Consider the following 22,657-nt stretch of genomic DNA (forward strand, 5'->3'; position numbering starts at 1 on the left):
AATGCGCGCTCGTGCGCCGGGGCGGCGGCCCCTAAGATCGGGGCCACGCGGAAGGGGGCCGGTGATGAGGTGGAGCGTCGACGCCCTGGTGGGGGTGCTCGTCGTCCTGACCGCCGTGGGGCTCATCGCGACGGGCGTGCTCCGCGAGGGACGGTCCGTACGGCCGTTCGCCGCCTCGCGCGCGCGTGCCTTCGCCGAGCGGGAGTACGCCCGGAACCTCCAGCGGTCGGCGGACCTGGTGATCGCGGCGGCCCGCCGGGCCGCCGGCGAGGGCGAACCGGCGATCGTCACCGTGGCGGCCGTGGTGCGGACGGCCGAGGAGCGCTACGGGTACGACGGGGTGGAGCGGCGGCACGCGGCGGCGGCGCTGCGGCGCCGGTTCGAGCACGGGCGGTGCGCCGCCGACTGCGTGACGGACGCCTACGGCTGACCGTCCTCGCCGGGCACGGGCGTCGGCTGGGTGTCGGAGGCGTGGGGCCGTGGTTCTCGTTCCATGCGGGCATGGTGCCGGGCCGCCGTGCCGGACCCGGGCCGGGGGGCCGGGTCCGGCACCACGGGGCCGGGCTCCTACTCGAAGGCCGCGGCGGCCTCCTTCAGGGCGGCGGCGACGGCCTCGGGCGCGTCGGGGCCCGGAGCGCCGGGGCGGTAGGTGACGGAGCGGAGGCGGCCGGTGAAGCGGAAGGAGCGGTGGCGTTCGTAGAGCGGCCAGGAGACCGGGGACTTGCGGTCGACGCCGACGCTGATGCCCTGGAAGGGGGCCATGCCGATCAGCTGGTGGACGCTGTCGGGCGCGGCCCGGTGCTCGCCGTCGACGGTGACGGCGAACCGCCAGCGCAGGCCCTCCTCGGCGGTGGCGGAGACGAGGATCTCGTGCGGGCCGGGGCCGAGGGGCCCGGCGTCGGTCTCGTGCAGGGTGCCGTACTCGTTGTACGCGAGGACCAGGCGTCCGTCCTCGACGTACAGGCTGTAGCCGCCGCCCTGGTCGCCGTGGGAGACGAGGACCCCGTCGCCGGTCTCCTCGACGGCGACGGCGATCTCGAAGGAGCGCAGGGAGACGAGCCGGGAGGAGCGGTAGCGCTCCAGTTCGGGGGTGCCGGGCAGCAGGGTGAGGGGACGGGTCAGGCGCTGTTCGGCGGGGTTGCGGCGGGCGAGGGCGCCACTGTGGTCGGGCAGCGGGAAGACGCCGTTGCGCCAGGCGGCCTCCTCCCAGGCGGCCGACAGCTCCTTGACGAGGTCGGGACGGTCGGCGGCGAGGTCGTGGATCTCGGTGGGGTCGGTCCTGATGTCGTACAGGGCCCACTCGGAGTCGTCGTACGGGGTGCCCGGGCGGTGCAGGGTGACGAGCTTGTGGCCGTCACGGTAGTGGCTGCGGTTGCCGGTCATCTCGCAGTACTGCTCGGGGTGGGTGGAGTCGTGGGCGGGGTCGGCGAGGACGGGGGTGAAGCTGACGCCGTCCGGCTCCTGGAGGGGGACGCCCCGGCGGCCCTCCGGCCGGGCGAGACCGGCGAGTTCGAGGAGGGTGGGGGCGATGTCGGTGACGTACTGGTACTGGGGGCGGAGTCCGGCGGCGAGCCGCCCGTCGCGGACGCCCTCGGGCCAGGACAGGACGAAGGGCACGCGGACGCCGCCCGCGTAGGTGTGGCCCTTGTAGAGGCGGAAGGGGGTGTTGGAGGCCATGCCCCAGCCGCGCGGGTAGTGGACGAGGCTGCGGGGGCCGCCGATCAGCTCGGGGTCGCGGTCGACGTCGGGGTCCCAGTCGCCGGGGAGGCGGGGGTGGTGGACGAAGCGGCTGAAGTAGGAGCGGGTGCCCTCCGCGCCGCCCTCGCCGGTGCCGCCGTTGTCGGAGGTGAAGACGACGATGGTGTTGTCGAGTTCGCCGAGCGCGTCGAGGGTGGCGGTGAGCCGGCCGAGGTTCTGGTCGATGTTGTCGACCAGGGCCGCGTACACCTCCATGTAGCGGGCGTAGAGCTTCTGCTGCTCCTCGGTGAGGGTGTCCCAGGCGGGCACGTCGAGTCCGGCCTCGGCGTTGCGGGCGGGGAGTTCGGTGCCGGGCGGGAAGAGTCCGGCGGCGAGCTGGGCGGCGAAGCGCCGCTCGCGCAGGACGTCCCAGCCCTCGTCGTAGCGGCCCCGGTGGCGGGCGATGTCCTCGGCCTTGGCCTGGAGGGGGCCGTGCACGGCGTTGTGTGCGAGGTAGAGGAAGAAGGGCTTGTCGGGGTCGTGGGCGCGCAGCGACTTCACCATGGAGATCGCCTGGTCGGTGATGTCGTCGGTGTAGTAGTAGTCGTCGGGGAACTCGTCGATGTCGAGCGGGCTGTTGTCCCGGACGAGCTGGTGCGGGTGGAAGAGGCTGGTGAGGCCCTCCAGGACGCCGTAGTACTGGTCGAAGCCCTTCTGGAGCGGCCAGTTGCCCCGGTGGTCGGCGGCGTTGGAGGCGGAGTCGCGGACCAGGTGCCACTTGCCGACGGCGTAGGTGGCGTAGCCGGCGTCGTGGAGGAGTTCGGCGAGGGTGGGGATGTCGTCGGCGATCTCCATGCCGTAGCCGGGGAAGCCGGGGTCGGAGTTGGCGACCATGGCGTAGCCGACGCGGTGCGGGTTGAGGCCGGTGAGCAGGGCGGCGCGGGCCGGCGAGCAGAGCGGCATGGTGTGGTAGTTGGTGAGCCGCACGCCGTCCTCGGCGAGGGCGTCCAGGACCGGGGTGGGGATCTCGGAGCCGAAGGGGCCGATGTCGCTGAAGCCCATGTCGTCGACGAGGACGACGACGATGTTGGGGGCCTTGGCGGGCGGTGCGGTACGGGCGGGCCAGGCGGGCTCGGACTCGGCGAAGGTGCGGCCGACGCGTCCGGCGAAGCCCTCGTAGGGGTCGCGGCGGGAGGCGGCGGGGTCGTGCGGGGTGCCGGTGGTCATGCGGGGGCGGGTCCTTCCGGGGTGAGCGAGCGGGCGACGCGGAAGCCGCCGTGGCCGGTCGAGGAGTCGGGCGTGTTGTGGGAGCGGGCGGCGACCCGGTAGCGGTTGCAGTGGGAGGAGTGGCAGAGGTAGGAGCCGCCGCGGATGACGCGCTCGCCGGGGGCTGCGGTCCCGAAGGCGTCGGCGCACCACTCCCAGACGTTGCCGGAGGTGTTGTACAGGCCGTGGCCGTTGGGCTCGTACGCGGTGACGGGGACGGTCCCGACGTGTCCGCCGGGCCGGTCGGAGCGGTGCGGGAAGTCCCCGAGCCAGGTGTTGCACCGCTCCCGGCCGCCGGGGGTGAGGTCGTCGCCCCACGGGTAGCGGGCGCCGTTCAGGCCGCCGCGCGCCGCGTACTCCCACTCGGCCTCGGTGGGCAGCCGGACGCCCGCCCAGGCGCAGTAGGCGAGGGCGTCGTCGTACGAGACGTGCGTGACCGGGTGGTCGGCGCGGCCTTCGAGGTCGGAGCCGGGTCCTTCCGGGGCGTGCCAGGAGGCGCCTTCGACGCCGAGCCACCAGGGGGCCTGCGGGACCCGGCCGAGGACGTGGCGCCCGGCGGCGGGGTGGAGCAGGAGGTGGAAGACGAAGGAGGAGCCGAAGCGTTCGGCGTCGGTGCGGTGTCCGGTGGCCTCGGCGAACCGGGCGTACTGCGCGTTGGTGACGGCGGTGGCGCCGATCGCGAAGGGGGCGACGGCCACCTCCCGCACGGGCCCCTCGCGGTCGGCGGGGTAGCCCTCGCCGAAGGAGTCGCCCATGCGGAAGGTGCCGCCCGCCAGCTCCACCAGGGGGTGGGCCGGCGGGGCGGTCCGCACGGTCGGCGGCGGGAGCAGCTCGACGGACCCCGGAGGGGTCCCGCCCGTACGACCGCGGCCCGGGGTGCAGCAGGCGCTCACGCGGACACCGCCTCCGCCGCGGCGGGCACGGGCGCGGCCGTGACCGGTACGGGTTCGGGCGCGGCGGCGAGCAGCGCGCGGGTATAGGGGTCGCGGGGCCGCTCGCACAGCTCGTCGGCGGCGCCGGTCTCCACGATCCGGCCCTCGTGCATCACGGCGATGCGGTGGCTGACCTGGCGGACCACGGCCAGGTCGTGGGCGATGAAGACGAGGGCGAGGCCCAGGTCGCGCTGGAGGTCGGTGAGGAGGCCGACGATCTGCGCCTGCACGGAGACGTCGAGGGCCGAGACGGGTTCGTCGCAGATGAGGACGGACGGCTCCGGGGCGAGCGCGCGGGCGATGCCGACGCGCTGGCGCTGGCCGCCGGAGAAGGAGCGCGGGTGCCGGTCGGCGGCGGCCGGGTCGAGGCCGACGAGGCGCAGCAGTTCCGCGACGCGGCCGGCCCGCTCGGCCGGGGCGACGGTTCCGAAGGCCCGCAGCGGCTCGGCGACGATCTCTCCCACGGTCATGCGCGGGTTGAGGGAGGCGTACGGGTCCTGGAAGACCATCTGGACGCGGCGGCGCACGGCGTGCAGCTCGGCGCGGCCGGGGCGGGTGACGTCCTTTCCGTCGAGGAGGATCCGGCCGCCGTCGGAGGGGTGGGCGTGGGCGAGGACCCGGGCGAGGGTGGACTTGCCGGAGCCGGACTCGCCGACGATGCCCAGGGTCTCCCCCGCCGCGAGGGTGAGGGAGACGCCGTCGAGGGCGGTGAAGGCGCGGCGGCCCCGGCCCCGGTACGTCTTGCGGAGCCCTTCGGCGGCCAGGACGACGGCGCCGGGCGCGGGCCGGTCGATCCGGGCGGGCGGCGGGGGCGGCGGCAGCGGCTCGGCGCGTTCGGCGGCGGGCAGGCAGGCCGCGCGGACGGTGTCGGTGAGGGCGGCGAGCGGCGGCGCGGTCGTGCGGCACCGGTCCTCGGTGAGGGCGCAGCGGGCGGCGAACGCGCAGCCGGCGAGGGGCAGGGAGAGGTCGGGCGGGGTGCCGGGGATGCCGGTGAGGCGGGTGCCGGAGGGCGCGGAGAGCCGGGGCACGGCGGCGAGGAGGCCCGCGGTGTAGGGGTGCCGGGGGCGGGCGAGGACCTCGGCGGTGGGACCGTCCTCGACGACGGTGCCGCCGTACATGACGAGGACCCGTTCGCAGGCGCGGGCGACCACGCCCATGTTGTGGGTGATGAGGACGAGGGCGGTGCCGGTGGTACGGGTGAGCTCGCCGAGGAGGGTGAGGATCTGGTCCTGGACGGTGGCGTCGAGGGCGGTGGTGGGCTCGTCGGCGAGGAGGATGTCGGGCTCGCCCGCGAGGGCCATGGCGATGAGGATGCGCTGGCGCTGACCGCCGGAGAACTGGTGCGGGTGGTCGTCCAGGCGGCGCTCGGGGTCGGGGATGCCGACGAGGCGCAGGAGTTCGACGGCGCGGGCACGGCGGGCGGCCTTGCCGGGACGGGCGGCCTTGCCGGAGGGGGTGGCTTTGCCGGGGCGGGTGCTCTTGCGGCGGCGGGCCGTTCCGTCGGCGCCGGTGCCGGTGCCGGCGCGGGCGTCGGTACTGGCGCTGGTGCCGGTACCGGTACCGGCGCCGTTCACGGCCGTGCGGTCACGGTCGCCGTGCGCCCTGAGCACCTCGTCCAGGTGGCGGCCGATGCTGAGGACGGGGTTCAGGGCCGTCATCGGGTCCTGGAAGATCATGCCGATCCGCGCGCCGCGCACCTCCCGCAGCCGGTCCTCCGCGGCCGTGGCGAGGTCCTCCCCGTCGAGGAGGACGGAGCCGCCGGTGATCCGGCCGGTGCCCGGGAGCATCCGGAGCAGGGCCAGGGCGGTGGTGGACTTCCCCGAGCCGGACTCGCCGACGACGGCGAGCGTCTCGCCCCTGCGGAGGGTGAAGGAGACGTCCCGGACGGCGTGCAGGGGCCGGCCGTCGGGGGTGGTGAACCCCACGTCCAGGCCCTGGACTTCGAGGAGCGGAGGGGCGGTCATCGGCGTATCTCCCGGTTCAGTGCCTCGGCCACCAGGGAGAGGCCGAGGACGAGCGCGGTCACGGTCACGAGCGGTCCGACGGCGAAGTGCGGGGCCTGGGCCAGGTAGGGCATGGCCTGGCTGAGGACGGCGCCGAGGGTGGGTTCGGGCGGCCGGACGCCGACGCCGAGGAAGCTCATGGCGCCCTCGATGAAGACGGCGACGGTGAGGGAGACGGCGATCTGGACGACGAGCGGGTCGGCGGCGTTGGGCAGGATGTGCCGGGTCAGGATCCGGCCGCCGGAGATGCCGCCGACGCGGGCGGCCGTCACGTACTCCCGGCCGCGCTGGACGAGGATCCCGGTGCGCAGCAGCCGTCCGAAGACGGGGATCTCGGCCAGGGTGATCACCGCGATCACGGGCAGCCGGCCGGGGCCGAGGATCGCCGTGATGGCGAGCGCCAGGATCAGTCCGGGGAAGGCCAGGATCAGGTCGAAGGCGCGCTGGACGACGGTGTCGGCGATCGGGTGGGCGGCGGCGGCCAGGGCGGAGAGGCAGCCGAGGAGCGCGCCGAGCGGCACGGCGACCGCGATGATGCCGAGGTCGGCACGGATGCCGTGGAGCAGCCGGGACAGCAGGTCGCGGCCGAGGTCGTCGGTGCCGAGCGGGTGTCCGGGGGTGCCGGGTCCGGCGAGCGTCAGGGCGCTCTGGTCGGTGGGGCCGTGGCCGGAGAGCAGCGGGGCGAGGAGTCCGGCGAGGACGACCAGGCCGACGAGGGCGAGTCCGGTGCGGCCCCGGCCGGTGGCGAGGGCGGCCCGGTAGGGGTGGCGGGGCCGGCGCGCCAGGGGCGGCGCGGCCTTCGTGAGGGCGGTCATGGCGGTCACTCCCACCTGATCCGGGGGTCGAGCCAGGCGTGGACGAGGTCGGTGAGCAGCTGGACGAGGACGAAGACGGTGACGAGGAGGAGCAGGAGGTCTTGGACGACGGGGTAGTCCCGGCGGACCAGGGCCTGTTCGGCGAGCTGGCCGAGGCCGGGCCAGGCGAAGATCGCCTCGACGAGCACGGCGCCGCCGAGGAGGTTGCCGGTCTGCATGCCGAGGAGGGTGACGACGGGCGGGAGCGCGTTCGGCAGGGCGTGGCGCCACAGCAGCCGGCGGGGGGCGATGCCGGCGGCGGTGGCGGTGCGGACGTAGTCCTCGCCGAGGGCGCGTTCGATGCCGTCCTTGAGGTAGCGGCCGAGGACGGCGGCGCTGGGCAGGGCGAGGCAGAGGGCGGGCAGCAGCAGGTACTGGACGCCGAGGTCGGGGGCGGTGAGGAGGGGGACGCGGCCGCCCGGGGGCAGGACGCCGAGGAGGACGGAGAAGAGGAGGACGAGGAGGACGCCGGTGACGAAGGGCGGTACGGAGAGGGCGCCGGTGGTGAGGACCCGTACGGCGGTGCTCACCCAGCGGTTGCGGGAGGTGGCACCGAGGATGCCGAAGGCGCCGCCGAGGACGACGACGAACAGCAGGGCGCCGAGGGTGAGTTCGACGGTGGCGCCGAGTCCGTCGCCGATGAGGTCGGCGGTCTGCCCGCCGATGGCGTAGGACGGTCCGAGGTCGCCGGTGAGGAGGTCGCCGAGCCAGCGGAGGTACTGGGCGGGCAGGGGTTCGTCGAGGCCGAGGCGCGCCCGGATGGCGGCCTCGGTCTCGGCGCTCGCGTCGGGTCCGGCGAGGACGGCCGCCGGGTCTCCGGGAACGAGCCGGAGGACGGCGAAGACGGCGAAGGAGGCGACGAGGAGGACGAGGAGCGCGGAGGGGAGCCTCCGCAGGAGGTAGCCGCGCACGTTAGCCCGCCAGGTGGGCGTCGTCGAGGTTGAGGTAGGAGAACTTGTTGAGGGTGACGCCGCGCAGCTTCTTGGCGGCGACCTGGACGGAGCCCCGGATGACGAGGTCGATGATGAACGCCTCGTCGAGGAGGGTGTCGGTGATCTGCTGCCGCAGGGCGTTGGCGCGGGCGCCGGTCCCGGGGGTGGTCCAGGCCTCGCGGACGACCTTGGTGTAGGCGGCGGAACGGAACCTGGAGGTGTTCTTGGCCTCGTTGAAGGGGTAGGCGCTGACGGCGAGGGTGGACGGCTGGACCTGGGCGAAGCCGTGGCTCATGGTCCAGAGACCGGGCATGGACTGGGAGATGAGGTTCTTCTGGGCGGTGGCCGGGTCGGTGGGTTCGAGGGTGACCCGGACGCCGATCTGCTTGAGGTCGTACTGGACGGCCTCGGCCACCGCGGTGTCGCCGGGCAGGTTGATGTGGAGGAGCGGCAGGTCGAGCCCGGTGTGGCCGGCGGACTTGAGGAGTTCGCGGGCCTTGCCGGGGTCGTGGGTGTAGTGGGTGCGGGCGGCCTCGCTGAAGGCGGGCGAGGACTTGGGCCAGGGGGTGGCGGAGGCGAGTCCGTAGCCGCCGAGGACCTGCTTGAGGATGCGTTCGCGGTCGATGCCCCAGGCGAGGGCCTGTCGGACGGTCTTGTCGTTCAGCGGGGCGACGGTGGTGTTGACGCCGAGGTAGTGGGCGCCGCCGCCGGTGGAGTACTCGCTGATGACGAGTTCGGGATCGGCGGCGAGGGTGGCGAGGTTCCGGCCGGGGACGCCGTAGGAGAGCTGGGTCTGGCCGGTGCGCAGGGAGGAGAGGAGGGCGTCGGCCTGGGCGATGACCCGGAACTCGACGGCGTCCAGGTAGGGGCGGTCGGGCTGCCAGTACTTCTCGTTGCGGGTGAAGCTCAGTCCGGTGCCGGGGCTCCACTTGGTGAGCTTGAAGGGGCCGGTGCCGTTGAGCTTCCTGCCGGCGACGGCGTCCTCGACGCTGTTCCGGTCGGTGATGATCATGAACTCGAAGAGGTCGAACAGGTTGTTGACCGGGTGGGCGAGCTTGAGGACGAGTTCGTGGTCGCCGCGCTTCTCGAAGCCGGTGATCGCGGCGGCGGTGGATCTCAACTGGGCGGCGCGCAACGGGTTCTGGAGGTTCTTCACGGCGAAGATCACGTCGTCGGCGGTGAAGGGCCGCCCGTCGTGGTAGGTGACGCCGGTGCGCAGCTTGAGGGTGATGGAGCGCCCGTCCTTCGCGTACTCCCAGGAGGTGGCGAGCTCCGGCTGCGGCTCCAGCCGGTCGTCGTAGCGGACGAGGGTGTTGTAGACCAGGCGCTGCTGGAGCGACTGGCCGCTCTGGGCGAAGAGCAGGCTGGGCGTGAAGTCCGAGTTGACGGCGACGGTGAAGGTGCCGCCGCGCCGGGGCTTCGCGGTCGCCTCGGCGCCGGGTGCCTCGGCCTCGGAGACCGCCGAACGGCAGCCCGCCAGGCCGAGCCCGAGCAGCAGGGTGCCGCCGCCCGCGGCGCGCAGGGTGGTGCGCCGGGAGAGGGCGGTGGGCGTGGTGGGGTACAGCTCGGTCATCGATGCCTGCCTGTGAAAGGGGTGGGGGTCCGCCGGGCGCGCGGAATTCTTTCCGCTGCGGAAGGAAGGAGCCACGGGAGGAACAGGGAAACAGTGGGAACGGGAGGAACAGGGAGAACGGGAGGAAGGAGAAGGACGCGGAACCGGGTACGGGGGTACGCGGAACCGGACGCGGGGTCACGGAGGGTGTGAGCGGCGGGAGCCGGGGGTCACGGAACCGGCGGGGGCCCGGGTCCTGCCCGGCGGATCAGGGCCTGGGGCCCTTCGTGTCACGGGGCCGTGGTGGCACGACCGGTCGGCGGCCGGAACGTCGGGGCGCTCGCCGGCCGTCGGTGACGGAGGTGCGGCGGGCGGCCCGGTCCGGGCGGGACCGGTACGGGAACGGTGCGGCCGGTGCGACGACCGGCGCCGGGGTCAGGCGCGGACGGCACAGACCGCGCTGGCCTGTCGACAGAGGTCGACGTGCCTGCGGGAGATGAGGCGCATGTCCGGATTCACGGGAGCAATATGGCAGTGGCTTCGCGGAGTGGTCAACCGGAGTTGACCGCATTCCGAGACGACCTCACCCTCCCGCTCCTGCGGGCAGGAGCTCTTGAAGGGTCTCAAGAGGCCTCCTGAACAGGGGATTCAGCAGAACCGTGCCCGCCGCGACGGGCAGCGTGGCCGGTCCGGCATGTGGACTGACGATGCGTTCGGGGTCTCCGCAGACGTGCGAGAGGTCGATCGCGGCGCCCCGGATCTCCTCCAGGTAGTCCGGTTCGATGACGCTGGCCTGCTCGGTCACGACGACCAGATCGGGGTTGAGGACGTCGAGCAGGAGGGCGACCGCGCGCCCGACCGCGCGGGCCCGTTCGCGCAGCAGCCGGTCGGCGCGCCGGTCCCCGGCCGCCGCCGCGTCCACCACGAGGGAGGTGTCGGGCTCGGGCACGATGCCGCGGCGCACGGCGGTGCGTCCGAGGGCGGTGTTCGAGGCGGTCGCCTCCAGGCAGCCCGAACGCCCGCACGGGCAGGGGGCCGTGGAGTCGGGGACGGGCAGGTGCGCCACGTCGCCGGCCGCCGCCCCGGGCCCCTGGTGCACGACCCCGGCGAGTCCGACGGCCGCGTCCACGACGTTGCCGACGAAGAGGTGCACGAGGCTGCGGCGGGCGGCGGGCCGGCCGAAGAGGATCTCCGACTGGGCGATGGAGCGGGCGTGGTTGTCCAGGCGCACGGTGCGCCCGCCGAGTCCGGCGGCGAGTTCGGCGGCGAGTGGCCGGCGGCGCCAGCCGAGGGCGTCGTGGCGGACCACCACGCCCTCGGCGGGGTCCACCCAGCCTCCGATCGCGGCGCCGACCCCGAGCAGGGGGCGGCCCCGGGCGTGCGCGTCGAGGAAGCCGCCCAGTTCGCGGGCGAGTTCCCCGGGCAGGGCGTCGGGCGCGATGCCTTCGTGCGCGTGGGTGTGACGGGCCAGGACCCGGCCGCGCAGGTCGACGAGGGCGAAGGTCGAACCGGGGACGCCGAGGTGGACACCGCCGACGACGGGTCCCCCGGTGGCGCCGATGTGCAGGTCGACGGGGATCTGGGGCCGCCCCACTCCCCCGCCCCCGGCGAGTTCCGGCAGCTCGCGCAGGAGGCCGAGCCGGGTGAGGTCGGTGGCCTGGCGGGAGACGGCGGCGGGGCTGAGGCCGGAGAGCCGGGCGACGGCGCTGCGGGCGACGGGTCCGTGGTCGAGGACGGTCCGCAGGACGGTGGCGGCGTTCGCCTCGCGCCTGCCGTCCCCCGCCATCCGGGGGCCGTGCGGGGTGGTCGCGGTCATGGGTGCCTCTCTGGTCACTGTTGCGGCGGTGTGAAATCCCGGACGGCCGCCGACCCGGCCGCCACCTGCCGCCCGGCGTCGGCCGCGCCCTCCGAACGGGAGGGGATCATCCCTGGTCAAAGGGGGTGCGACGGGGTGCGGGAGGTCGGGCGGACGGCACCGGGCAGGCGCCGATTCAACCACCGGGGGCGACGGTTCGGGGAGCGGGCGGGCGCTTGACGCGCGACGGCGGGCGCTGCGAGGCTCCGGGACATGTTCGCGACCTCCTCCTGTCCCGCCGCCCGCGGCGCCTGACCCTCGCGACCCTCCGCGCGACCGGTGCGCCGGTTCCGCTCCCGTGACCCGGCCGCCGCCGGACCCGCCCCGTACCGCGCCGGCCCCTTCGCCCCGCTCCGGGGACCGGCGGGGGCGCTCCTCCGATTCCGCAGGAGTACGCCTCCGATTCCGCGGGCGTATGCCTCCGATCCGGCGGGCGCACCCCCGGGCGGGCGCACACCTCCGACCCGGCCCTTCCGTCGGCTCATTACTTCCGCTCCGAGATTAATTCCCCCGGGCCCGCTCCCGGACTCCCGAAAGGACCCGTCATGTCGACCGCCACCACCTCCCCCGACGTCCGGCAGATCACCGTCCGGAAGGTCGGCGGCCGCCTGGGCGCCGTCATCTCCGGCGTCCGACTCGGCGGCGACCTGTCCGCCGAGGCCGTCGCCGAGATCCGCGCCGCGCTCCTGGCACACAAGGTCGTCTTCTTCCGCGGCCAGGACCACCTGGACGAGGAGGCCCACGAGGCCTTCGGCCGGCTCCTCGGCACCCCCGTCGCCCACCCGACCGTCCCCTCCGCCGACGGCCGCTACTCGCTGCCGATTGATTCGGACTTCGGCGGCCGGGCCAACCAGTGGCACACCGACGTCACCTTCGTCCCGGCCTACCCTGCCTTCTCGATCCTGCGCGCGATCGTCGTCCCGCCGTACGGCGGCAACACCCTGTGGGCGAACACGGCGACCGCGTACGAGAGCCTTCCCGAGCCGCTGCGGGCGCTGGCCGACAGCCTGCGCGCGGTGCACTCCAACGACTACGACTACGCGGCCCTGCGGCCCGGCGTCCTGCCCGAGCAGCTCGCGCGCTTCCGCGAGATCTTCTCCTCCACGAAGTTCCTGACCGAGCACCCGGTCGTGCGGGTCCACCCGGAGACCGGCGAGCGGACGCTGCTGCTCGGCAACTTCGTCCAGCGGATCAGCGGCCTGACGGGCGCCGACTCGCGCGACCTGTTCTCCCTCTTCCAGCGGCACGTCGAGCGCCCGGAGAACACCGTCCGCTGGCAGTGGCAGGTCGGCGACGTCGCCATCTGGGACAACCGCGCCACCCAGCACTACGGCGTGGACGACTCCGACGAGCACGACCGCAAGCTGCGCCGGGTGACCATCGACGGCGACGTGCCGGTCGGCGTGGACGGACGCTCCTCGGTGCTGCTCGCGCCCGAGTCCGTGCCGGACCCGGCGTTCGGCATCGCCTCCGGCGCCTCGACGGCGGACACGGCGGCGTCCCCGGCCACCGGTGCGACCGGGAAGTGAGGGGGAAGGCCGGGCCGCCCGGCTGCCGGGGGCCGGCTCGGCTCCCGGCAGCCGGGCGGGCCCGCCGTCAGGCGGGTCTGGCGTAGTCGCCGAAGCCCGCCCAGTCGAGGACCACACACGGCTCGTCGTCGAGGACCCACGCGTCGTGGCCGGGCTCGACCTGCATGAAGTCGCCCGGCCCGAACTCCTCGGTCTCCCCGTCGTCCATGACGACCTTCATCCGGCCGCTGACGACGTACCCGACGTGCGCGGCCCGGCAGCTGTCGGTGCCCGCGATCGGTTTGACGTGCTTGGTCCACTGCCAGCCCGGCTCGAACACGGCGCGCCCGACCGGGCCGCGCACGTCGGTCAGCAGGTCGAGCCTGCCCTTGCCGTCCTCGAAGGGACGGGTCTCGTCCGCCGAATCGAAGCTTCTCCGTACGATGCCGGTCATCTTCCGCTCCCGGCGCTCAAAGGTCGGTTCCCCGAGTTCCCTTCCAGGCTACGCCGGTCCCCGGCGGACGGACCGCTTCTCCGGAGCCTCTTCGACGCCCTTCTCCGAGGCGCTTTTGGTCGAATCCGGCACATCGGGACCCCGAATTCTGTGCACATCCCCCAGGGGACAGAACTACACATAAAGGCTGGATAAGAGCACAATGAAACAGCGGCGCAATTCGCCGCAAGTGCGGCCTGACACGCAAGACGCCAGAAGGAGGCGAGTCACATGGCCGACGTCTCTCATCGTCACGGTGATATCTCGGGTCACCCCGACGCACCGGAAATGCGGGACCGATACGCCCGTATGCTCCAGACCCGAGGTGTGGCGGCGGTCGAGGAACTCGTGATCCTCGCCGGCGTCTACGCCGCGATCTCGGCGTGGACGGTCCACTTCGCCGCGGCCCGTCCGGAACTCGCCATCAGCAACCTGGTCGTCGGCATCGGCATCGCGGTCCTCGGCCTGTGCATGTCGATGGTCCCGGAACGGTCGCAGGACCTGAACTTCGTCGTCCTGCTGCTCGGCGCGTGGCTGATCGTCTCGCCGTGGGTGGTCACCCGGGGCCCCGACGCGGGCATGATCCTCAGCAACGTCATCACCGGCGCGTGCGTCTGCCTGTTCGCCCTCACCGCGGGCGGACTGCTCATGAGCAAGAGGAGGACATGACCTCCAGTCCCTCCTCGTCCCCCCGTTGACCCTCATCCGGAACGGCGGCACCTCAACTCCCAGGAGGTGCCGCCGTTCACTGTCCCCCGCGGGTGAACGGCAACCGCACGATAACGAATTGACCCACATGGTTTCGGCCACATAAGTTCTGCGTAAAGCTTGCTCCACAGGGACAGGCTCCCGCTCGCATACCCAGTCCTTGGGGGGACAAAGTGAACTGGTACCTCGACGTTCTCAAGAAGTACGCGGTGTTCAGCGGCCGGGCGCGCCGCAAGGAATTCTGGATGTTCCAGCTGTTCAACGTGATCGCGGGCATCATCCTCATCACCGTCGACATGCTGCTCGGCACCTACCCGCTGCTGTACGCCGTCTACGCCCTGGGCGTCTTCCTGCCGTCCCTCGGCCTGTCCGTCCGCCGCCTCCACGACACCGGCCGGTCCGGCTGGTGGCTCCTCATCGGCCTGGTCCCGTTCGTCGGCGGCATCGTCCTGCTGGTCTTCACCGTCCTCGAGGGCGAGCAGCAGCAGAACGCGTACGGCCCGAACCCGAAGCTGGCCCCGGCCTACTGACGGTCCCCGCGCCGACGCACCACACCCGGCCGTGGCCCCCGGAGGTTTCCTCCGGGGGCCACGGCCGTGTCACGTCCCGGCCAGGTCCGCGCGGGCCGCGTCCAGTTCGGCCCGGTCGGGCGGCTGCGCCCCGGCCCGGGAGACGGTGACGGCCGCCGCCGCCCCGGCCCGGGCGAGCAGTCCGGCCAACTCCCCGGCGGAGAGCGCGCCGAGGGCCGCCCGGTCCCGCGCGGCCAGCGCGTCCAGGACGGCGGACATGAACGAATCGCCCGCGCCGACGGTGTCGACGACGTCGACCCGGGGCGCCCCGGCGGCGACCGTGTGGTGCCGGGTGACGGCGGAGGAGCCGGCCGCGCCCCGGGTGACCAGGACGACCGCGGGGCCGAGATCCAGCCAGCGGACGGCGACGGCCTCCGGCTCCTCCCCCGGATACAGCCAGGCCAGGTCCTCGTCGCTCGCCTTGACCAGGTCGGCGAGGGCGACGCAGCGTTCGACCCGGGCGACGGCCGGGCCGTGCTCCCCCATCAGTCCGGGCCGTACGTTGGGGTCGTAGCTGACCGTGGCCCGGTCGCGGAACCGCTCGGCCCCGGCCAGGACGGCCGCCGCGCCGGGGTCGGTGACGGCCGCGACCGAGCCGATGTGCACATGGCCGGGCGCCTCCGGGGGCAGCGCTCCCGCCTCCAGCGTCCAGGCGATGTCGAAGGCGTAGGCCGCCCGGCCCTCCGCGTCGAGGCCCACGACCGCCGACGGGGTGCGCTCCGGGAGGCCGCCGACCTCCACCCGTACGCCCGCGTCCCTCAGGTGAGCCCCGATCAGGTGCCCGTGGGAGTCGTCGGCGAGCTGGGTGAGCAGGGTGACGTCCCGGCCGAGGCGGGCCAGTCCGTACGCGACGTTGGCGGGACTGCCGCCGGGGTGGACGCGGTCGGCGGCGCCGGGCGCGCGGACGATGTCGGCGACGCACTCGCCGATCACCAGGAAGGACATGGATCAGAGCTCCTCGGTACAGGGGTTCCGGCGGCCGGCCCGTCGCCGGTACAGCACCTGGTGGGCGTCCCACTCGACGAAGGACTCGGCGTGCTCCAGGCCCACGGACTCCAGGAGCCGCCGGGAGCGGTGGTTGGCCTCCTGGGTGACCGCGACCACGCTCGGCGCGGTCTCCAGGGCCCGCGCGACGGCCGCGCCGACCGCCTCGCGCGCGTAACCGTGTCCCCAGTGCTCGGGCAGGAACTGGTACGAGACCTCCGTCTCCCCGTCCCGCCCGCCGTCCTCCACCGTGACGAGTCCGAGGAGGACGCCGTCCTCGGCGCGGACCACCGCGTGGAAGCCGGGCGCCCCGACGATCCGCCGCTGCCGGATGCGGATGACGGACCCGGTGACCGGACCGCCGAGGTGGCGTCGTACGTCGGGATCGGTCCACAGCCGCGTCACGGCCGGGAGGTCACCGCCGCGGACGGACCGCAGCAGCAGCCGCTCGGTGCGGAGCGGTCGCCGCGGGGCCGGTACCGGGTCCTGGGCCGAGCTCGGTGAGGGGGGCACCGTCCCATCCTCTCAGTCCGCCGCGGGGCGGGGACCCGGGCCCTCGTGCCGGACGTCAGACGCGGTGCACGGTGTGGAGCTTCACCGCATACGTGCCCGTGCCGTCCAGGGTGGAGGCTCCCCCGAGGTCCGCCATGGTCGGCCCGTTGCAGGTCTTGCGGCTGGAGAGGAAGCGGCGCTTCCCGTTCGTGTCCCTGCCCAGGTAGATGCCGACGTGGTCGACCGTGGCGCTCTGGCCGTCGTCGCCCGAGTCGGCGTTGAAGAGGACCAGGTCGCCCGGCTGGAGCTGGGCCGCGGCCGGCGGGGCGCCGCCCGCCGTCCGGTCGACGCGGACGCCCGGCGCGTGCTCCGCCATGTCGCGGGACTTGCGGGGCAGCCGGGTCCCGGAGGTGTCCGCCCCGGCCGCCAGGGGGACGCCGTGGTGGTGGCCGAGGACCATCCGGGTGTAGCCGGAGCAGTCCAGGTTTCCGGTCTGCTTGTTCGACGGCCCGGTGTACGTGCCGTCCGGGAAGGTCCAGCCGAGGTTCATGTACTCGTGGAAGTCGGCGCCCTCGTAGCGGTTGCCCCGCGGGTCGAGGTGGCCGTAGCCGGCCCGGCCGAGGACCTGCCGGCCGGCCGCCGGGCCGGTCCCCGCGGTCACGGCCGGGCCGCCCGGCAGGAACATCGCCGCGCAGGCGAGCACGTCGGGCGCGGTGGAACCGGCCCAGGACCGGACGCGGGCCTCCAGCTCCGGCGTCCAGGTGCCGTCGAACGGGTGGTCCAGGACGCGTACCCAGTCGGTGTGGGTGACGGTCGGCGGGGCCTCCCAGGTCGCGGCGGTCACCTCGAAGCGGCTCACGGTCAGCTTGACCGGCAGGTTGGTGCAGCCGTCGTTGGCGAGGGCGCGCAGCCCCACCCGCCCCTTGCCGAAGGTGGCGTCGTCCGTCTCGACGGTCCAGGCGGCGGGCTCGGCGGCGGCCGTGCGCCAGGCCTTGGCCCTGATGGCGGTGCCCTCGCGGCGGACCCGTACGGTCCATGCGGTGCCGGCGGCGACCCCGGTGGCCAGGGGACGGCCGGTGCCAGCTGCGTGACGGCGTCGGCGACCTCCTTCTCGACGCGGAGCTCGACCGCGCCCGAGGTCGTGAACGACAGCCGGGCCCGGTAGCCGTTGTGCGTGTCCTGGTAGCCGAAGGACAGGGCGTACGAACACGCCTGGCCGGTGGGGACCTTGTCGAAGGAGGCCGTCGCGCGCACGTCGACGTCGGTGATCTCGCCGTCGCGGACGCTGGCGTGGCGGCTCGCGTAGTCCGTGGTCAGCTTGATGACGCCGGCGCCGGGGGTCACCGAATAGTCGCCGGCCGGGCCGCCCAGGGTGGTCCAGCCGCCACCGCCGGGCGCGGTGCCCCAGTACACGCGGTCGGCCTCGGGGAGCGCCGGGTCCGGCAGGGTGCGTTGGAAGTCGTCGGCGAAGGGCCGCTTGTCCTCGGTGAAGGTGCGCTCGGGGCCGGGGAGGAGCACCGTGCGGGCGCCGTGCGTCAGGAGCGCGACGCGTCTGCCGCCGGAGGTGACCTCGGTGCGGGCCGGGGTGCCGGGCAGTACGGCGGTGTCGAGCGCGCCGAGGGCCGTGGAGGCGAACCAGTCGGCGCCGAGGGGGGCGACGGTCACGGAGGAGCGGGGACCGCCGAGGCCGGTCGGGAGGGCGGCGCCCGCCGGGGCGGCGGGGGCGGCCGGCTGCGCGGCGCGGGCCGGGGAAGCGGCCAGCGGGACGAGGGGGGCGGCCGCGGTGGCGGTCAGCGCGGTGAGCAGGGTGCGCCGGGAGGTGCCGCCGCTGTGGGAAGTACGGGTCATGGGGTCATCATCCGGATCGCCCGGCAGCGGTGTTCGCCCGGGGGGAGCCGAAGAGCGGGGACCGTGCCCGTCACTCCCCCCGCACCCCCCTCGCACACGTTTCCGCCCCCGCCGAACTCTCGTCCGCACCCCTCCCCCGCCCACGGCCCCGCCCGGCCGTCTCCGCGGCCCGTCCTCCGCCTTCCACCGGTGTCCGCCCCTCCCCGAGGGACGGACACCGGGCCCTTGGCATATGTCAGGAGCACCACCGGATCGAGTGTTGCCAAACCTCTTACGGGCCGTCCCGGGCTGTGCAACAGTCGTACACGGGCCCCTTCTTGACCTGTGGCCGCGCCGCGCCTGTATCGGAGTACGACATGCCGTCCCCTCTGTTCGCGGACCGTCCCGCCCAGCCGCCGGAGCCGGGCGCGGTGGACGCGCTGATCTCGCAGACCCGCCGCCTGCGCGGCGAGGTCGACGCCGTCCGCCGGGACGCCGCGGCGGACGAGGACGACCCGCGGCAGCGGTGGCAGCGCGCCCTGTGCGACCTCGCCGTGCACCAGCTCGACGACCTCGGCGCCCAGCTGGGGCAGTTGCGCGCGGGCGTGCCGGTGGAGGTGCCGCCGGGGACGGAGACCGGCGGAGAGGCCGTCCAGGACGCGGACTTCGCGACCGATCCCGGCGCCGCGTACGGCCTGCCCGCACCGGCGCGCACCGGCGCGCTCCTCTCCCGGGTCGGCAGCGCCGAGTGGAACCTGCTCACCGACGAGGTCAGCTGGTCCGAGGAGCTGTACCGGATGTTCGGGCGCACCCGGGAGAACGGCCCGATGTCGCTCGACGAGATGCCCACGATGGTCTTCGCCGAGGACCAGCCCCTCCTCCAGGGGATGGTGACGGACTGCCTGATCGACGGGAAGCCGATCGACGGCGAGTTCCGGATCGTACGGACCGACGGCCGGGTGCGCACCGTCCACATGACGGGCGAACCCGTCCTCGACTCCGACGGCTGCACCGCCTCCATGTGGGCCGTCCTGCGCGACGTCAGCGAACTGCGGCGCAGCGAGCGGGCGGTCAGGGAGAGCCGGGCGGGCCTGGAGCGCAGCCGGGACGTCGAGCGCACCGAGCGCCGGGTCGCCGTCGAACTCCAGGAGGCCGTCCTGCCGCCCTGGCGCGGCTCGCTGCACTTCGCCCACGACGGGCCGGCCCCGCTCGACGTGGCCGCGCACTACCTCCCGGCCGCCAGCACAGGACTGATCGGCGGCGACTGGTACGACGCGCTCGCGCTGCCGGGCGGGGACGCCCTGCTGACCGTCGGCGACCTGACCGGCCACGGGGTCGCCGCGACCTCCTCGATGGCGATGCTCCTCGGCGCGCTGCGCGGCATGGCCGTCGCCGGGATCCGGCCCGCCGCCCTGATGGGCCACCTGAACCAGCTCCTGGAGACCTCCGTGCAGCCCGCGCTCGGCAGCGCCATGTGCTGCCGGTACGACCCCGTCGCCCAGACCCTGACCTGGGCGCAGGCCGGCCACCCCGCCCCGCTGCTCTTCCGCGACGGGACGGGGCGCGCCCTCCGGCGGCCCGAGGGCGTCCTCCTCGGGGCGACGGCCGGCGCCGCGTACGAGGAGGCCGAGACCCGGCTGCTCCCGGGCGACCTGCTCGTCCTGCACACCGACGGGCTGACCCGGGGCAGCGGTACGGACGACGACACGGGCGCACGGCGGCTGCTCGCCCTCGGCCCCCGGCTCGCCGGGGCGCGGGACGCGCGGGAGGGCGTGCGGACGGTGGTCGAGGAGTTCGGCGAGGAGTCGCGCGAGGACGACGCCTGCGTGATGGTGGTGCGGGTCGGCCACTGAGCCGGACCCGTGAACGGCGGTCCCGGTCCCCGGCCCCCGGAGGGGCCGGGGATCAGGCCTGTCCGGGCCTGGGGTGGTTGACGGGCGACTGGGTCAGGGCCAGCTGGATCTCCTCGCGCAGGAGGTCGGTCCTGGCGTAGTCGGCGTACTGGCCGGTGAGCCGGTACATCTCCCGCAGCCGGTCCCAGGTCCGGTGGGACGAGGTCTCCCCCATGGACGTGAGGGCGAGCCGGGCGTACCGGTCGGCCTGCTCCGGGTCGTCGGCGATGAAGCAGGCCGAGGCGAGGGAGATGTGGTCGAAGAGCTTCGACCGCTCGTGCCCCTTGCTCCGCAGTTCGAGCGCCAGCTTGGCGTGGCGCTGCGCGGGGATCGCGGCGGCCGGGTCGTGCTCGGCGAGGGTGCGGTAGGCGAGGGCCTCCATGCCGTGCATGTCGGCCTCGTCGAAGTTCTGCATCCAGTCCGGCGTCGCCTCGTCGCGCCGGTCCGACACGAACAGGTCCTCGGCCTCGCCGAGGGTGCGGCGCATGGCCTGCCCCCGGCCCATCGACGCCTGCGCCCAGGCCTCGATGGTGTGGAACATGGCCCGGGTCCTGGGCAGCAGCCGGTCGCCCGAGCCCGTGTTGGCGAGCTTCATCAGGTCGAGGGCGTCGTCGGGCCGGCCCAGGTGCACCATCTGGCGGGCGGCGCGGGACAGCGCCTCGCCAGCCCGGGGCCGGTCGCCGCTCTCGCGGGCCGCGTGGGCGGCGATGACGAAGTACTTCTGCGCCGTGGGTTCGAGGCCGACGTCGTGGGACATCCAGCCCGCGAGGACGGCCAGGTTGGCGGCGACGCCCCACAGGCGCCGCTGGAGGTGGTCGGCGTGGCGGTAGGCGAGCATGCCGCCCACCTCGTTGAGCTGGCCCACCACGGCCTTGCGCTGGAGACCGCCGCCCCGGGAGGCGTCCCAGGCGCGGAAGACCTGCACCGAGTGCTCCAGGGCCTCGATCTCCTCCGACCCGATGGGGGCGGCCTCGTAGCGGTCGAACCCGGCGGGGTCGGCGTGGAGGGGATCGGTGGCACGCGGAACGGCGCCCGGGCGGGCGGGGTCGGTCTGCAGCCAGTCGTGCATGGCGTTGCTGAGTACGGAGCCGGCGGCGAGCGCGGCACCCGCGCCCACCAGGCCGCGTCGGTTGAGCATGAGGTCCATTCCCGTGAATTCGGTGAGGACCGCCGCCGTACGATCGGGTGGCCAGGGCAGTTGGTCAGGGTTCTCCGTCTTGCCGACGTCCTGCCGTTTCCCTGCACGCCCGTGTCGTACGAACCCGAGGTCCTCGATGGTCACGACACGGCCGAGTCGCTCGGTGAACAGTGCTGCCAGCACCCGGGGGACGGGATCGCGCGGGGTCTCGCCCCGGTCGATCCACCGCCGCACCCGCGAGGTGTCGGTCGCCAGCTGGGGGTGGCCCATGGCCGCCGCCTGCCGGTTGACGAGCCTCGCGAGTTCGCCCTTGGACCAGCCGGCCAGGCCGAACAGGTCTGCCAGGCGGGTGTTGGTTTCTCCGGTCACGTCTAAGCCCCCAGGTTCTCGGCTGAGTTGACAGTAACCCCCTGTCATAGGGCTGGCGACTATTCGCCAGGGTTCGCCAGGGTGCGCCCGATGTTCCGCCACCCGCGCCCGGGTGTCAGGTAGGAACGCGCCACCCCGCCCCGTCGACCGGCCCTCATTCCCCAGGGTGCGGACCGGGGGCGGGCGGGGCGACGCACGCAACTCGTCGGCACACGAAGGGATCTGTCACCTCCATGTACACAGCATCGTCCTCCGTGTCCGCCCCGCCCCGGCCGCAGCACCGCGTCGTCCCCGCCGGCGCCGGACCGTACCTCGCCCCCGCGCCCCAGGCCGTCCGGCCGCGGCGCTGGGCGGGCGGCACCGGTACCCAGCCGGTGAGCGGAAGAATCGATCTGTCCGGCCCCCAGGGCGCGCAGCTGAAGATGGCGATCGCCTCGGTCCACCGCATCTGTCCGGAGTTCAAGCCGGTGCAGGTACTGCGGCGCAGCGGTCGTTCCGTACTGATCGTCGGGACGACCGGACGGACCACGGCGGTCGCGAAGTGTTTACTGGACCACTCGCCGGCCTGGGTCGAGCGGTTCCGGCACGAGATAGCTTCCTACCGCGCCTTCGTCCGGCACCGCCCGCCGGTGCGGGCGCCCCGGCTGATCGCGGCGGATCCGGAGAACTGCACGCTGGTGATCGAGCGGATGCCGGGACGGGCCGCGGCGCTCTCGCGCCACCCCGTCGAGGCCCCGCCGCGCGCCGACGTGCGGGCCGCGCTCGGCGCGATCGCCCGGCTCAACGCCTGGCGGCCGCCGGCCGGGACGTTCGACGCCCCGCTGGACTACGGGGCCCGGATCTCCCGGTACCACGAGCTCGGGCTCTTCACCGACCGGGACCGGGACGACCTGCAGAAGCTGCTGCACGGTCTGGCGCACGCGGGCGGCCGCCAGGGCATGGGCCAGTTCTGCCACGGCGACGCGCTGCTGTCCAACGTCCTGCTCTCTCCCGCCGGTCCGGTCCTGGTCGACTGGGAGCACGCGGGCTGGTACCTGCCCGGCTACGACCTGGCGACGCTGTGGGCGGTGCTCGGTGACGCGCCGCTGGCCCGGCGCCAGATCAGCCAGCTCGCCCAGCAGGCGGGCCCGGCCTCCCGGGACGCCTTCCTGGTGAACCTGATGATCGTGCTGACGCGGGAGATCCGCACCTACGAGACGGCGGTGCAGCGCACCATGAAGGAGGCTCCGCCGGCCGGTTCCGTGCCGGTCCCCTCGGGAGCGCTCGCTCCCGGGGAGGAACAGCGGCTGCTCCTGAGGCGGCTGCACGACGACTGCGCCATGGCACGGCGGGCCGTGCGCGCGGCGGTCGGGACGCGCTGAAGGGCGGGTCCTGCCGACCACGGGGGTGGTGCGCCGCGTCCCGGTGCCGACACACCGGGACGCGGCGCACCGGCTCTTCCGGCGCGGCGCCGGCTTTCCCGGCGCGGCGCACCGGTTCCTCCGCCCGCGCCCTCCCACGCGGACACCCCTCCAGTGGTCCACTCCAGTGACGCGCCCCAGGCCCGGGGCCCGTCGCCGCGAAACTCCGCCGTCCGGCCTCCATTCCCGCTCTGACGTGGGAACTT

20 protein-coding genes are annotated in these 22,657 nt (G+C 74.2%); 6 read left to right on the forward strand and 14 right to left on the reverse strand.

The window, feature by feature from the left end; all coding sequences use genetic code 11:
• The first annotated feature begins 64 nt into the window (after positions 1–64).
• Positions 65–430, forward strand: coding sequence for a hypothetical protein (locus OO47_RS21300; RefSeq protein ID WP_030208075.1), 366 nt, complete (start codon positions 65–67; stop codon positions 428–430).
• 137 nt (positions 431–567) lie between these two features.
• Here the strand turns inward: OO47_RS21300 and OO47_RS21305 are convergent, their stop codons facing one another.
• From OO47_RS21305 to OO47_RS21335, 8 genes are all read right to left on the reverse strand, one after another.
• A complete protein-coding gene (locus OO47_RS21305; protein WP_030208078.1) occupies positions 568–2,904 on the reverse strand; it encodes an arylsulfatase in 2,337 nt (778 codons plus the stop codon).
• Complete coding sequence (locus tag OO47_RS21310) at positions 2,901–3,728, reverse strand: formylglycine-generating enzyme family protein (RefSeq protein ID WP_033209878.1); 828 nt, start codon at positions 3,726–3,728, stop codon at positions 2,901–2,903. The genes OO47_RS21305 and OO47_RS21310 overlap by 4 nt, the downstream gene beginning before the upstream one ends.
• A gap of 104 nt (positions 3,729–3,832) precedes the next feature.
• Positions 3,833–5,839, reverse strand: a complete 2,007-nt coding sequence (locus OO47_RS21315; protein WP_033209855.1) for an ABC transporter ATP-binding protein — start codon at positions 5,837–5,839, stop codon at positions 3,833–3,835.
• Positions 5,836–6,693 carry an ABC transporter permease gene (locus OO47_RS21320; RefSeq protein ID WP_106969433.1) on the reverse strand — a complete coding sequence of 286 codons (858 nt, stop codon included), beginning with the start codon at positions 6,691–6,693 and terminating at the stop codon, positions 5,836–5,838. Before OO47_RS21320 ends, OO47_RS21315 begins: the two co-directional genes overlap by 4 nt.
• 5 nt (positions 6,694–6,698) lie before the next feature.
• The gene (locus OO47_RS21325; RefSeq protein WP_030208090.1) at positions 6,699–7,643 is read right to left on the reverse strand and encodes an ABC transporter permease; all 945 of its coding nucleotides are present in this window, start codon (positions 7,641–7,643) and stop codon (positions 6,699–6,701) included.
• Between the two features lies 1 nt (position 7,644).
• On the reverse strand, positions 7,645–9,237 hold the full coding sequence (locus OO47_RS21330; protein WP_030208093.1) for an ABC transporter substrate-binding protein: 1,593 nt from the start codon (positions 9,235–9,237) through the stop codon (positions 7,645–7,647).
• 414 nt (positions 9,238–9,651) lie between these two features.
• Positions 9,652–9,723 carry a putative leader peptide gene (locus tag OO47_RS38790; RefSeq protein ID WP_313896399.1) on the reverse strand — a complete coding sequence of 24 codons (72 nt, stop codon included), beginning with the start codon at positions 9,721–9,723 and terminating at the stop codon, positions 9,652–9,654.
• A 76-nt stretch (positions 9,724–9,799) separates the two neighbouring features.
• The gene (locus tag OO47_RS21335; RefSeq protein WP_051715453.1) at positions 9,800–11,032 is read right to left on the reverse strand and encodes an ROK family transcriptional regulator; all 1,233 of its coding nucleotides are present in this window, start codon (positions 11,030–11,032) and stop codon (positions 9,800–9,802) included.
• A gap of 584 nt (positions 11,033–11,616) precedes the next feature.
• Here OO47_RS21335 and OO47_RS21340 point away from each other — a divergent pair.
• A complete protein-coding gene (locus OO47_RS21340) occupies positions 11,617–12,600 on the forward strand; it encodes a TauD/TfdA dioxygenase family protein (RefSeq protein WP_030208098.1) in 984 nt (327 codons plus the stop codon).
• A 67-nt stretch (positions 12,601–12,667) separates the two neighbouring features.
• On the opposite strand, the gene OO47_RS21345 is transcribed toward OO47_RS21340, so the two are convergent.
• Positions 12,668–13,033 (reverse strand): cupin domain-containing protein, encoded by a 366-nt coding sequence (locus tag OO47_RS21345; RefSeq protein WP_030208100.1) that lies wholly within the window; start codon positions 13,031–13,033, stop codon positions 12,668–12,670.
• A 348-nt stretch (positions 13,034–13,381) separates the two neighbouring features.
• Here OO47_RS21345 and OO47_RS21350 point away from each other — a divergent pair, with 348 nt between their 5' ends.
• Positions 13,382–13,741 (forward strand): SPW repeat protein, encoded by a 360-nt coding sequence (locus tag OO47_RS21350; RefSeq protein ID WP_324606526.1) that lies wholly within the window; start codon positions 13,382–13,384, stop codon positions 13,739–13,741.
• Between the two features lie 212 nt (positions 13,742–13,953).
• Positions 13,954–14,310 carry a DUF805 domain-containing protein gene (locus tag OO47_RS21355; protein ID WP_030208115.1) on the forward strand — a complete coding sequence of 119 codons (357 nt, stop codon included), beginning with the start codon at positions 13,954–13,956 and terminating at the stop codon, positions 14,308–14,310.
• Positions 14,311–14,379: 69 nt separating this feature from the next.
• Here the strand turns inward: OO47_RS21355 and OO47_RS21360 are convergent, their stop codons facing one another.
• Genes OO47_RS21360 through OO47_RS37950 form a run of 4 tightly spaced genes read right to left on the reverse strand, consistent with a single transcriptional unit; the run spans position 14,380 to position 17,673 of the window.
• Entirely contained in the window at positions 14,380–15,294 is a 915-nt protein-coding gene (locus OO47_RS21360) for a carbohydrate kinase family protein (protein ID WP_030208130.1), read from the reverse strand.
• Between the two features lie 3 nt (positions 15,295–15,297).
• Positions 15,298–15,846, reverse strand: coding sequence for a GNAT family N-acetyltransferase (locus OO47_RS21365; protein WP_051715458.1), 549 nt, complete (start codon positions 15,844–15,846; stop codon positions 15,298–15,300).
• 55 nt (positions 15,847–15,901) lie between these two features.
• On the reverse strand, positions 15,902–16,741 hold the full coding sequence (locus OO47_RS37945) for an NlpC/P60 family protein (RefSeq protein WP_234323256.1): 840 nt from the start codon (positions 16,739–16,741) through the stop codon (positions 15,902–15,904).
• Complete coding sequence (locus OO47_RS37950) at positions 16,687–17,673, reverse strand: hypothetical protein (RefSeq protein ID WP_234323257.1); 987 nt, start codon at positions 17,671–17,673, stop codon at positions 16,687–16,689. Before OO47_RS37950 ends, OO47_RS37945 begins: the two co-directional genes overlap by 55 nt.
• 356 nt (positions 17,674–18,029) lie before the next feature.
• Here OO47_RS37950 and OO47_RS21375 point away from each other — a divergent pair, with 356 nt between their 5' ends.
• Positions 18,030–19,505 (forward strand): PP2C family protein-serine/threonine phosphatase, encoded by a 1,476-nt coding sequence (locus tag OO47_RS21375; RefSeq protein WP_030208135.1) that lies wholly within the window; start codon positions 18,030–18,032, stop codon positions 19,503–19,505.
• 52 nt (positions 19,506–19,557) lie between these two features.
• On the opposite strand, the gene OO47_RS21380 is transcribed toward OO47_RS21375, so the two are convergent.
• Positions 19,558–21,051 carry a DNA-binding protein NsdB gene (locus OO47_RS21380; protein ID WP_030208138.1) on the reverse strand — a complete coding sequence of 498 codons (1,494 nt, stop codon included), beginning with the start codon at positions 21,049–21,051 and terminating at the stop codon, positions 19,558–19,560.
• A gap of 233 nt (positions 21,052–21,284) precedes the next feature.
• On the opposite strand from OO47_RS21380, the gene OO47_RS21385 reads away from it, so the two are divergent.
• A complete protein-coding gene (locus OO47_RS21385) occupies positions 21,285–22,412 on the forward strand; it encodes an aminoglycoside phosphotransferase family protein (protein ID WP_030208141.1) in 1,128 nt (375 codons plus the stop codon).
• Positions 22,413–22,657: the final 245 nt, after the last annotated feature.

This window comes from Streptomyces bikiniensis, assembly GCF_000716625.1.
Lineage (GTDB): Bacteria > Actinomycetota > Actinomycetes > Streptomycetales > Streptomycetaceae > Streptomyces > Streptomyces bikiniensis.